Raw genomic sequence first — 11,254 nt, forward strand, 5'->3', positions numbered from 1 at the left:
CGGGAGGAGCCCGAGCTGGAGGAGTTCGGGCGGCTGGTGCGGCTGCTGGTGGAGGTGGTCGCGCCCGGGCCGCAGGAGCTGTTCGCGGCGGACACGGTGGCGGAGGGGGTGCCGCAGAGCGAGCCGGAGATGTTCGCCGGATCCTCGGCGGCGGCCTGCGAGGAGTTCGCGCAGGCGCTCGCGGAGCTCGAAGCGTCCGACGCGCGGCGGGACTTCAGGCTCCCGAACCCCTGGGACGGTGCGCACGAACTGCTGCGGCAGGCGACGTACTACGCGATGAAGCGGCGCGCGGGAACCGTCGGTGAGCGCGGTCTCGGCCGGGTCGTCGGGCAGCTCGCGGCGGCGGCGCCGGGCGTGCGCGTGCACCTCGTCGGGCACAGCTTCGGCGCGCGGCTGGTGTCGTTCGCGCTGCGCGGGCTCCCCGAGGGCGTGCGCACGGTGAAGTCCGTGACGCTGCTCCAAGGAGCCTTCTCGCACTACGCGTTCGCGGCCCGGCTGCCGCACGACGCCCGCGCGGGAGGGGTGCTTCAAGGGCAGCAGAACCGGGTCGACGGTCCTGTGGTGTGCTGCCACTCCCGGCACGACTCGGCCCTCGGCACGATCTATCCGCTGGCGTCGCGGATGGCGGGCGACAGCCGGTCGGTCGCCGGCCTCGACCTGAGCCGGGCCCTGGGCGAGAAATGGGGCGCGATGGGCTGCGGCGGGGTGCGGGCGGTGCCGGGCACGCGCGCGTACTCCCTCGCCAAGGCCCTGACGGCGAAACTGCCCGCCTCGGGGTGCGTGAACGTCGACGCGGCGGCGGTGGTCAGACGCGGCGGGCCGCCGGCCGGGGCGCACAGCGACATCCTGCACGAGGAGCTGGCCCAACTGGTGCTGGCGGCGGGCCGCGTGCGCTGACCCGCCGCCGGGCCGTGTGTCACCGTGCGAGCGTCACCGGTGCGAGGTGAACTCCACGACCTGCTGGTAGGTCGGCCGGTTCTGCCAGCTGATCTTGCCGTGCTTGATGCCCCCGAGGGTGCGGTGGATGACCGAGTCGGCGCACCACTGGTCGCCCGCCGGGCACTGGTCGTCGCCGGGGTAGACCTGGGCAGCGGTCTTGGCGGCCGCCTGCTTCAGGGTGCTGATGAGGGTGTCACGGCAGGCGCCGAGGCTGCCGTCGCCGCAGTACTTCCTGGCGAGCGGACCCTGCACCTGCTCGCCGAGCACGCCCCGGATGTCCTTGTCGACATAGCTCCACCAGCCGTACTGGAAGGAGCTTCCGGCATGCGAGCCGGTCGGGCCGTGGGCGGCCGACGGGGACTCGTCGACGGGCAGGTTCGCGGTCATGGCCGCGTAGAGCTCGCTGCCGAGGCCCGGTTCGAACTCGGCCTTGACCAGCAGCGGCCACCAGGCGTCCAGGATGCGGATCGCGTCGGCGTCGGCGTACTTCTTGGAGCCGGACGAGGTCTCCGTGCGCTTGCCGCCGGCCGCGGCCCAGGCCTGGAGCTTGGTCACGGCCGCCGCGGCGGCGGAGTCGGTGACCGGTGAACTGTTGACGACCTTCAGCAGCCCGGGCAGGACGTCCTCCGCCCGCAGATCGGCCGTTCCCGCGTCGGCCATGGCCTTCACCAGCGCGGCCCGGGTCACCCCGCCCTGCCGGACCAGTTTCTTCACCCGGTCCTCCAGGAGGTTGCCGCGGTGCACGGACCCGTTGCCCCAGGGCGCGGTCGTGTAGTCCCTGGCCTGCTTGTTGTTCCAGGAGATGTAGTAGTCCTGGTCGATCGAGTTGGGGTGGGCGGAGGGCGGGGTGTAGTCGGCCGTGTTGGTCGCCTGGTCCCAGCCCCGCCACTCGTAGGCAGGCCGCGCCCACACCGGGAACTCGGCGTCGACGCCGTTCGCGCGCACCGGATTGTCGCCGCTGTTGTAGTACGCGGTGTGCTCGGAGTCGGCGTAGAACCAGTTGAAGGTGTAGTTGATGTGCTGCACCGCCTTCTGGAAGGACTCCGGGCCCTTGACGTAGTCGGGATCGTTCAGCATCTGGAAGCCGATGATGGAGTCGGCCTCGTGCATGAAGGACGAGCGCAGTGAGGTGTAGGCGACCTTCTTGCCGCCGACCGTCGCGCGGTACTCGACGGGGCCGTACTTCGTGCGCCAGACGCGCATCGTGTACGAGCCGGCCGCGGTGCCGTCGGCCGTGGTCGGCTTCCAGGCGTTCTTCTGCTCGATCCTCTCCATCGGTGTGCAGGTGCCGCGGTACAGGTAGTGGTAGTCGTCCTGGCACAGTTCGACGGCGTAGCTGTCGATGATGTCCTGGCCGGAGGTCGTGGCGCTCCACGCGTAGTCCTGGCCGCGGCCGAGTTCGACGTACATGCTCAGGCCCGCGAAGGAGGCGCCGCGGGCGCTGATGCCCGGGCCCTGGATCTCCTGGAGCAGCAGCAACTGGGGGGCGAAGTAGCCGGTCTGCGGGCCGAACACGGCGACGGGGTGGCCGCTGGCGGTGTGCTCGCCGCCGACCACGAGGGCGTTGGACATGCCGCGCTTGGCGGACGACAGGGCCGTCCTCGCCGCTTCGCCGGACGCGCCGGTGGCACCGGCCGTCCCGGCGCTGCCGGTGCGGTCGTACACGAGCGGCTCGGGCTCCACCGAGCCGGCGTCGGGCAGGGCCGTGCCCTGCGGGTCGTCGGGCTTGGTCGCGTACGGGAAGCTGCCGTCGTGGACGGTGAGGACGGCCTCCGGATCGTTGCGCTCGCGGAAGGACTCCCAGACCTTGGTGCCCTCCGCCACGCCGTACTTCTCCTGGGCGGCGAGCAGCGAGAGCGCGTTGTTGACCTCGCCGCCCCCGCCGGAACCGAACAGGGCCCCGATGACCGAACCCAGCGCGACCAGGTCGGTGATCTTGAAGTGCTCGATCGTCCCGGCGTTGGTGACCGAGTCCTTGTGGCCGGTGAGGACGTACTCGCCGGGGAAGTAGCGGCCGCTGTCGGAGGCGTCGATGTAGGAGTTGATGCCGTCGAGATAGGCCGTGGCGTCGGCGAGGGCCTGCTTGCCGCGCTCGCCGTTGGTGGCGACGGCGTTGTCGATCTGTGCCTGCAGATCGGCCTCGGTGTACGGGGCGTGCCGCCAGAACTGCTGTTCCAGGCCCTGGTTGGAGGGCGCGCCGCCGGCGAAGGAGGTCAGCCGGCCGCGCCCGACGTGCCGGAAGACGTCCATCAGCCACAGCCGGTCCTGGGCGGCCGCGTAGCCGACCCCGAACTCGGTGCCGTACCGAGTGGTGCCGGTGATGTGCGGCACGCCGGTCTTCTTGTCACGGACGATCGTCACGTCGCCGCGCCCGGCGGGCTTGACGGTGGAGGCGACCTGATCCGCCGGGACTCCGAAGGACGCGTCGTTGAAGAAGTTGTTGATCTTGTCGTTGGTGAGGCCTGTGTAGCCCTTGGCGAGATTCGCGTAGGGCCCGAGCTGGTCCTCGGCGTGCTCGGGCTGGGTGCCGAAGGCCTGGTTGAGGAGGATCTGGGCGAGGGTGGCGTTGCCGTTCTGGCCGGGCGGAAGGATGTCCGAACACTGGTTGCCGCAGTGGTCGTTCGCGGCGGCCGCGACCTGCGCACTCGGCGTTTCCGCGGCGGCCGCCGGGGCAAGCGGCGACAAAAGACCTGCGATCAGGGCGCATACCGAAGCGGTCTTCAGGAACCCGGGGAATCCCCGGGGAGTTCTCATTCTGCCGAGAACGGTGCGTGGGGTACGCCGTGGCATGGGGGGCTCCTCCCGAGGGGGTGGCCGGATGTTACCGCCGGTAGCCCCGGGTTTGAAGATGAACAAGCGTCACTTCTTGGAGTCAGCACAACAGGCACACGGACCACGGCAGTCGACTCGCGAGCCTCTTAGGACGGCTTATGGAGGGCATTTGAAATCGGATGGAGCCGATTCGCTTGTCGATACGTCTATTCGGCGACGTCCGTACGACGACGCCGAAGTGACCGGATTACAGGTGCAGGTGTGACGGAGGTGCAGGACGATGGCCGGTTTCCGGAGTCTGGCGAGACAGGTCCGCGATCCGCGGTGCGATCTGGCCTTGCGGCGTTATTCGCTGCGCAAGTGCCTTGAGAGGTTCGCCCCTTACGGGCACAGGGCGACCTGGGACCATTTGTGCGCCCGGGCGGGATTCGGTCCCGAGGACCGGTCCCCCGATCCAGTGCGGCTCGTGGCCGCACTGGACGAACTGGAGGAGGCGCGGGCGGTCTGGCTGGCCTACGAGGTCGAGTTCGCCGAGCGCCGCAAGAAGGAGAAGCACGACGGACTGCGCCGGCCGGGCAGCGTGGACGACTGGCACCGGCTGACCTGGGGCGGTTTCGGCGTGGCGTGGTGCGACGATCCGGCGGTCCACCCCCGTGAACCGCTGGCCGAGGTACTGCGCCGGCTGATCGCCGCGCTGGAGCGCGAACCTGGCTCGGCGTGCCCGGTGTGCGGCGGGGAGCAACTCGCCTGGAAGTACGACCTGGACCACGAACCATCGGCGGGTCCGGTCTGCACGGACTGCGGAATCCTGGTACCGCGTCCCGTGCTCACGCCCGAGTCCCTGGCGTACGCCAGGCGGGCGAGGCCACTGTTGATGTCGGCTTGACGAACGCGGGTGCGCGGGGGGTGCGCCGGGGATGCCGTACCCCCACTGGCGTTGCCGGGACCGGCTGTCAGTGGTGACTGGCACCATCGGGACATGGTGCAGGTGTGTCTGAACGGGACGCGGGGAGCCGCCGACGGTGCGGCGGTGCCGCTGTCGCCCGAGGCGATGGCCGCGTCCGCGGCGGAGGCCGTGGCGGCCGGGGCCACGGACGTCCATGTCCATCCCAAGACACCGTGCGGGCGGGACACGCTGTCGCCGCGGGTGCTCGCGGTGACGCTGGAGGCGATTCGGGCGCGGGTGCCGGTGCCGGTCGGTGTGACGACGGGAGCGTGGGCTGAGCCGGACCCTGCCACCAGGCTGGACCGTGTCCGCGGCTGGACCGTGCTGCCCGACCACGCGTCGGTCAACTGGCATGAGCCGGGGGCGGAGGAGGTGGCCGCCGCGCTCCTCGATCTCGGGGTGGGGGTCGAGGCCGGTATCTGGTCGGGGACGGACGGGGCGGAGCGGTTCGCCGCGTCTTCGCTGGGGCCGAGGGTTTTGCGGGTGCTGGCCGAGGTGACGGACACGGATGCGGCGGGTGCCGTTGCCTCTGCGCGCGCGTTGCTGTCCGAGCTCGGTGCCGCCCATGGCCGTCCTGTGCTGTTGCACGGGGAGGACGGGGGTGCGTGGCCTGTGCTGCGGCTCGCGGGGCGGTTGGGGGTGGCTACGCGGGTCGGGCTGGAGGATGTGCTGGTGCTGCCGGACGGGAGGCGGGCCGGGTCCAATGCGGAGTTGGTTTTGGCGGGGTTGGGTGAGTACGGGACTCATTAGCTTGCAAGGTACTCGGCGTCGCCGCTGAGGTCGGGGCGTTGCGCAGCCCGGCGGAGCGGGGTGCCTCCCCCACTCTCGGCTTCGCTCGAGCGGGGGGACCCCCACCGCCCACCCGTGCCGCCCTGGGGGCACCTCCCAGGCCCTTAAGGCACTGGGGGAGGCACGCATGCCCGCAGCTACAGCTACGTGCGGTTGTTGTCCACCATCAGGCGGGAGCCCGTGCGGCGTTCGCCGAAGGCGTCGCCCGGGTTGGAGAGGACGCAGGTGTCGAGGGAGAGGCAGCCGCAGCCGATGCAGTCGGTGAGGTGGTCGCGAAGGCGGTTCAGCTGCTTGATGCGTTCGTCCAGTTCGGAGCGCCAGGCTTCCGAGAGGTGCGCCCAGTCCTCCTTCGTCGGCGTCCGCTCCTCGGGGAGTTCCGCCAGCGCCTCGCGGATCGTCGCCAGCGGGATGCCCACCCGCTGCGCGGCCCTGATGAAGGCGACCCGGCGGAGCGTGTCCCGTGAGTAGCGGCGCTGGTTGCCGGAGGTCCGGCGACTGCCGATCAGGCCCTTGGACTCGTAGAAGTGCAGCGCGGAGACGGCCGCACCGCTCCGCGCGGCGACCTGGCCGACCGTGAGCTCATGGATCTTCTCTGGAATCTGGGGCACCCATCGAACCCTACCCAGTCCGTTGACACGACCCCCCACGGCCGACCATGCTAAGCAGTCGCTTAGAAAAAATAGCATCCCTGACATGCGAGAGGCCGGGACATGGCACAGCCGAGGATCTTCACGTCCGTCGACGACCTGAAGTCGGCGGTGGGCGAGCAGCTGGGGTACACCGACTGGCTCGACATCGACCAGAAGCGGATCGACCTCTTCGCGGACGCCACCGGTGACCACCAGTGGATCCACATCGACCCCGAGAAGGCCGCCGCGGGCCCCTTCGGCACCACCATCGCGCACGGCTATCTGACCCTGTCGCTGCTTCCCCTCTTCGGGCCGCAGCTCATCGCCGTCGAGGGCGTGAAGATGGGCGTCAACTACGGCACGAACAAGGTGCGTTTCCCCGCGCCCGTGCCGGTCGGTTCCCGGCTGCGCGCCACCGCCACGATCACCGGCGTCGTGGACGTGACAGGCGGTGTCCAGGTCACCGTCGCCTTCACGCTGGAGCGCGTGGGCGGCGACAAGCCCGTCTGCGTCGCCGAGTCGGTGGCGCGCTACTACTTCTGCGCCGGCGCCGGCTCCCCGGCTCCGACCATCCGCAGCACGAGGTCGGCGTACAGCGCGCCGACCTCGTCCGGCGTCCACGGCCCGTCGACGTTGAACCAGCGGGCCACGTCGATGCAGAGGGAGAGCACCGCGAGGGTGGTCCCCTTGACGTCGAGCACGTCGAACTCGCCCGACGCCACGCCGTCCTCGATGACCGCGTGCACCTCGTCGTCGCACTGCCGGCGCAGCGCGAGGATCTCGGCCCGGGCGTCCGGCCCGAGCGAGTCCAGCTCGTACTGGACGACCCGGGCCGTGGTGCGCCCGCCGGCGTGCCAGCGGACGAAGGAGCTGACCGCGTCGGCCAGGCGCTCGCGGGCGTCGCCCTCGCGCCGGGACGCCGTCCGCAGGATCTCCAGGGCCTTCGTGTGCCCGATCCTGCTGATGCGGTGCAGCAGCTCTTCCTTGGTCTTGTAGTGGATGTAGAGCGCGGCCGGGCTCATCCCGGCGCGACCCGCGATGTCACGGGTCGTCGTGGCGTGGTACCCGCGCTCGGCGAAGGCCTCCACCGCGGCGATCAGCAGCCGCCGCGCCGCGTCGGGCGTGACCTCGCCCCACGCCTGCGCCTCGCCGCCGGCCGTCTCCTCCGCCGTACCCATCACGTGCCCCTCTCCACTGGCAGGTGCACCACCATACCGTCGAAGGTGAGCGGGCGCTTAGTGCGGCCGCTCAGCGCTTCTCGAAGGGGGCGTAGGCGGGCGCCGCCGCCCCCTCCTGCCGGTCCCGGATGACCTTGGCCAGGGTGAAGGCGGAGGTGACCAGGTACAGGACGGCGATGGCGAGGAAGCCCCGGACCCAGGCGTCGGCGCTGAGCTGGTAGATGCCGATGGCGGTGGCCGCCATGGCCACGGCGAAGGAGGCGACGGCCTGGCCGTAGAAGGCGGCGGTGTTCTGCTTACCCGGTGTGTCACTCATGGGGGCAAGCTTCGGCCGAAGTGGCCCGTGCCACATCCGCCGACGTACTCAGAACGTACTCAGAATGCCGAAACCCCCGTCAGCGCACGCCCGATGACCAGCTTCTGGATCTGGCTCGTGCCCTCGTAGAGGGTCATCACGCGGGCGTCCCGCAGCAGCTTGCCCGCCGGGTACTCGTCGATGTAGCCGTATCCGCCGAAGACCTGGAGCGCGTTGTTCGCGGCGCGGACGGCCGCCTCCGAGGCGAACAGCTTGGCCTTGGACGACTCGACGGCGAACGGCTGTCCACGGTCGATCAGATCGGCGACCCGCCACGTCAGCAGCCGGGCGGCGTCGACATCCACGGCGATGTCGCTGATCAGCTCCTGGACGAGCTGGTGCCGGGCGATGGGCTTCCCGAACTGCTCGCGCTCGCCCGCGTACCGCACGGCCGCGTCCAGCGCGGCCTGGGCTATGCCGACACAGCCCGCGGCGACCGACATCCGGCCCTTGGCGAGGGCGGACATGGCGACCGAGAAGCCCTTGCCCTCCTCCCCCAGCAGCGCCGAGGTGGGCACGCGTACGTCATCCAGCACCAGCTCGGCCGTGGCCTGGCCGCGCAGCCCCAGCTTCCCGTGGATCGTGCGGCGCGTCAGGCCGGGTGTGCCGGTGGGGACCAGGAAGGCGGAGACGCCCTTGTGGCCGGGGGCGTCCGTGGAGCGGGCGAAGAGCAGCACGACGTCGGCCCAGGTGCCGTTGGTGATGAACATCTTGGTGCCGCTGATGACGTAGTCGTCGCCGTCCCGTACCGCCCGCGTCGCGAGGTTGCCCGCGTCCGAGCCCGTGCCCGGCTCGGTCAGGCCGAAGCAGCCGACCGCCTCGCCGGACGTGAGCCCCGGCAGCCACCGGCGCTTCTGCTCCTCGCTGCCCCAGGCGGCGACGGTCTTGGCGACGAGTCCCAGCGAGACGGAGACGATGCCGCGCACGGACGAGTCGCCCCGCCCCAGTTCCTCCGTGACCAGGCAGTACGCGAGGTGGTCGCCGCCCGATCCGCCGTACTCCTCGTCGATCGTCAGACCCAGGAAGCCGACCTCGCCGAGCTTCTTGACGATCGCGCGGTCGACTTCCTCGGCGCGGTCCCAGGCGATGACGTGCGGAGTGATCTCACGCTCCACGAAGTCCCGCGCGAGCCGCCGGACCGCGGTCTGCTCCTCGCCGAGTTCCAGGTTCACCACACGTCACCCCAGGGAAAGCCGTACGTCATTGAAAGCCGTACCTTTAAATTAGCACTGCTAGTTTCTTGCCGCAGCCCTACTATGTGCGCCATGGCCCGACCGCGCAAGCCCTTGCTCTCCACCGACCGGATCGTCGAGACGGCCCGCGCGCTCGTGGACGCGGAAGGCCTGGCGGCCGTCTCCACCCGCCGGCTGGCCGCCGAACTCGGGGTCAGCGGGCCCTCGCTCTACAACCACTTCCGCACCAAGGACGAGATCCTGGAGGCGGTCGCCGACTCGGTGAGCGGCCAGGTGGACCTGGCGATGTTCGAGGACGGCCGCGACTGGCGGACCGCGCTGCACGACTGGGCCGTCTCCTACCGGGCCGCCCTGCGCGACCACCCGAACATCGTTCCGGTGCTGGCCCGCGGCCCCGGCCGCCGCCCGGCGGGGCTGCGCCTCGCGGACGCCGTCTACGGCGCGATGGTCGCCGCGGGCTGGCCGCCGGCGCAGGCCACGTCCATCGGCGCGCTGATGCGGTACTTCGTGATGGGCTCCGCGCTCGGCTCCTTCGCCGGGGGCTTCGTGGACGACGCGAGCGCCTACGACCCCGCCGACTACCCCCATCTCCAGCAGGCCCATCTCCTCGCCGAGCAGCAGGAGAAGATCGACGAGCGGGCCTTCGAGACGGGGCTGACGGCCCTGCTGGACGGGCTGGCACGGCAGTACGAACAGGTGCGCCGGAGCGCGTAGGCACACTTCGGCGGCGGCCGAACGGTCCGTGTTCCATGCTGGGGCCATGACGACGAGGGACCCGCGGGCCACGAGCCTGGCACGGCTCGCCGGGCTGTTCGCGGACGAGACCCGGGCCGCGTGCCTGCTGGCGCTGCTCGACGGGCGGGCCTGGACCGCGAGCGAGCTGGCGCGGCACGCGGGTGTCGCCGCGTCGACCCTGAGCGAGCACCTGAGCAAGCTCGTCGCGGGCGGGCTGCTCACCGAGGAGCGGCAGGGCCGGCACCGCTACGTCCGGCTGGCCGACGCGCGGGTCGCGCAACTGGTGGAGGACCTGGCCGCGCAGGTCGCTCCGGGCATGGCCGTACGGCCGCGGAGCCTGCGGGAGTCGAGCGCCGGTTCGGCGATGGCCCGCGGGCGCACCTGCTACGACCATCTCGCCGGCCGGCTCGGCATCGCGGTCACCGACGCGCTGACGGCGCGCGGGCTGCTGCGGCAGGAGACCGGGTTCGCGCTCACCGACACGGGTGTGGCGTGGTTCGCGTCGGCCGGTATCGGCCTCGAACGGCGTGGCCGGCGTCCCCTGGCGCGTGGCTGTCTCGACTGGACCGAACGCCGGCCCCATCTCGCGGGCGTGGCGGGCGCGGCCCTGTGCCGGCACGCCCTGGACACGGGGTGGTGTGTGCGCATCGGCTCCGAGCGTGCCGTGAAGGTGACGGCGGCCGGTGAACAGGCCCTCTTCGAGCTGCTGGGCGTGGAAGCGGCGGCGCTGCGCTGACGTCGAGGCCTGGCCGGACAACCCCTGACACACCGCCCGAAAGACCTCAACGCCCGGTCCGAAAACCGCGAGCGTCCGTCCCTCCGTCCCTCCTAGCCTCTGGAGCATGATGAACTCCCCCTTCCCGCCCGCCCGCCGGTCGGAGCTGCTGGCCGCCGGTGCGGCCGCGGTCACCGTCGTGCTGTGGGCGTCCGCCTTCGTCTCGATCCGCAGCGCGGGTGACGCGTATTCGCCGGGCGCGCTGGCGCTCGGGCGGCTGCTGGCCGGGGCGCTGACGCTGGGGGTGATCTGCCTGCTGCGGCGGGAGGGACTGCCACCGCGCACGGCCTGGCGCGGGATCGCGATATCGGGGCTGCTGTGGTTCGGCTTCTACATGGTCGCCCTCAACTGGGGCGAGCAGCAGGTCGACGCGGGTACGGCCGCCCTGGTCGTGAACACCGGGCCGATCCTGATCGCGCTGCTCGGTGCCCGGCTGCTCGGGGACCCGATGCCGCCGCGGCTGCTGGCGGGGATGGCGGTGTCGTTCGCCGGTGCGGTGACGGTGGGTCTCTCGATGTCGGGCGAGGGCGGATCCTCGGTGCTCGGGGTGGTGCTGTGCCTGCTGGCGGCGGTGGCGTACGCCGGTGGTGTCGTGGCGCAGAAGCCGGCGCTGGGCACGGCGAGTCCCTTGCAGGTGACGACGTTCGGGTGCCTGGTCGGCGCGGTGCTGTGTCTGCCGTTCGCCGGGCAGCTCGTCCGGGACGCCGCCGAGGCACCGGCCTCCGCGACGCTCAACATGGTGTACCTGGGCATCTTCCCGACCGCCCTCGCCTTCACGACGTGGGCGTACGCCCTGTCCCGGACGACCGCGAGCCGGATGGGAGCGACGACGTACGCGGCGCCCGCGCTGGTCGTCCTGATGTCCTGGCTGTTCCTCGGCGAGGTGCCGGGGCTGCTGACCCTGGTCGGCGGTGTGCTGTGCCTGGCGGGTGTCGCGGTGTCC

11 protein-coding genes and 1 pseudogene are annotated in these 11,254 nt (G+C 71.3%); 7 read left to right on the forward strand and 5 right to left on the reverse strand.

Features of this window, described 5'->3' with window-relative positions; translation table 11 throughout:
* Positions 1-897, forward strand: an 897-nt coding sequence (locus tag ACFTZL_RS32105; RefSeq protein WP_382589851.1) for a serine-threonine protein kinase, incomplete at its 5' end; no start/stop codon positions are given.
* Between the two features lie 33 nt (positions 898-930).
* Here the strand turns inward: ACFTZL_RS32105 and ACFTZL_RS32110 are convergent.
* Positions 931-3,729, reverse strand: coding sequence for a penicillin acylase family protein (locus tag ACFTZL_RS32110; protein WP_382589854.1), 2,799 nt, complete (start codon positions 3,727-3,729; stop codon positions 931-933).
* 262 nt (positions 3,730-3,991) lie between these two features.
* On the opposite strand from ACFTZL_RS32110, the gene ACFTZL_RS32115 reads away from it, so the two are divergent.
* Both ACFTZL_RS32115 and ACFTZL_RS32120 read left to right on the forward strand, forming a co-directional pair.
* Positions 3,992-4,597, forward strand: a complete 606-nt coding sequence (locus ACFTZL_RS32115) for a hypothetical protein (protein ID WP_382589857.1) — start codon at positions 3,992-3,994, stop codon at positions 4,595-4,597.
* 93 nt (positions 4,598-4,690) lie between these two features.
* Positions 4,691-5,407: a 3-keto-5-aminohexanoate cleavage protein gene (locus tag ACFTZL_RS32120; RefSeq protein WP_382589860.1), complete on the forward strand. Its 717-nt coding sequence runs from the start codon at positions 4,691-4,693 to the stop codon at positions 5,405-5,407.
* A 182-nt stretch (positions 5,408-5,589) separates the two neighbouring features.
* Here the strand turns inward: ACFTZL_RS32120 and soxR are convergent, their stop codons facing one another.
* Positions 5,590-6,054 (reverse strand): redox-sensitive transcriptional activator SoxR, encoded by a 465-nt coding sequence (gene soxR, locus ACFTZL_RS32125; RefSeq protein ID WP_382589863.1) that lies wholly within the window; start codon positions 6,052-6,054, stop codon positions 5,590-5,592.
* Positions 6,055-6,156: 102 nt separating this feature from the next.
* Here soxR and ACFTZL_RS32130 point away from each other — a divergent pair.
* Positions 6,157-6,612, forward strand: a pseudogene (locus ACFTZL_RS32130) (MaoC family dehydratase); the annotation flags it as partial.
* Here ACFTZL_RS32130 and ACFTZL_RS32135 read toward each other — a convergent pair.
* The 3 genes from ACFTZL_RS32135 to ACFTZL_RS32145 form a co-directional block, all read right to left on the reverse strand.
* The gene (locus tag ACFTZL_RS32135; protein WP_382589866.1) at positions 6,609-7,253 is read right to left on the reverse strand and encodes a TetR/AcrR family transcriptional regulator; all 645 of its coding nucleotides are present in this window, start codon (positions 7,251-7,253) and stop codon (positions 6,609-6,611) included. The pseudogene ACFTZL_RS32130 and the gene ACFTZL_RS32135 overlap by 4 nt on opposite strands.
* A gap of 70 nt (positions 7,254-7,323) precedes the next feature.
* The gene (locus ACFTZL_RS32140; RefSeq protein ID WP_382589869.1) at positions 7,324-7,569 is read right to left on the reverse strand and encodes a YiaA/YiaB family inner membrane protein; all 246 of its coding nucleotides are present in this window, start codon (positions 7,567-7,569) and stop codon (positions 7,324-7,326) included.
* A 59-nt stretch (positions 7,570-7,628) separates the two neighbouring features.
* Positions 7,629-8,780 (reverse strand): acyl-CoA dehydrogenase family protein, encoded by a 1,152-nt coding sequence (locus ACFTZL_RS32145; protein WP_382589872.1) that lies wholly within the window; start codon positions 8,778-8,780, stop codon positions 7,629-7,631.
* Between the two features lie 84 nt (positions 8,781-8,864).
* On the opposite strand from ACFTZL_RS32145, the gene ACFTZL_RS32150 reads away from it, so the two are divergent.
* From ACFTZL_RS32150 to ACFTZL_RS32160, 3 genes are all read left to right on the forward strand, one after another.
* Entirely contained in the window at positions 8,865-9,515 is a 651-nt protein-coding gene (locus ACFTZL_RS32150) for a TetR/AcrR family transcriptional regulator (RefSeq protein ID WP_382589875.1), read from the forward strand.
* A 46-nt stretch (positions 9,516-9,561) separates the two neighbouring features.
* Positions 9,562-10,272, forward strand: coding sequence for an ArsR/SmtB family transcription factor (locus ACFTZL_RS32155; protein ID WP_382589878.1), 711 nt, complete (start codon positions 9,562-9,564; stop codon positions 10,270-10,272).
* Between the two features lie 109 nt (positions 10,273-10,381).
* Positions 10,382-11,254 (forward strand): DMT family transporter (locus ACFTZL_RS32160; RefSeq protein WP_382589881.1); only part of this gene is annotated, 873 nt, incomplete at its 3' end.

It is taken from the genome of Streptomyces sp. NPDC056948 (assembly GCF_042674225.1).
GTDB classification, from domain to species: domain Bacteria; phylum Actinomycetota; class Actinomycetes; order Streptomycetales; family Streptomycetaceae; genus Streptomyces; species Streptomyces purpurascens.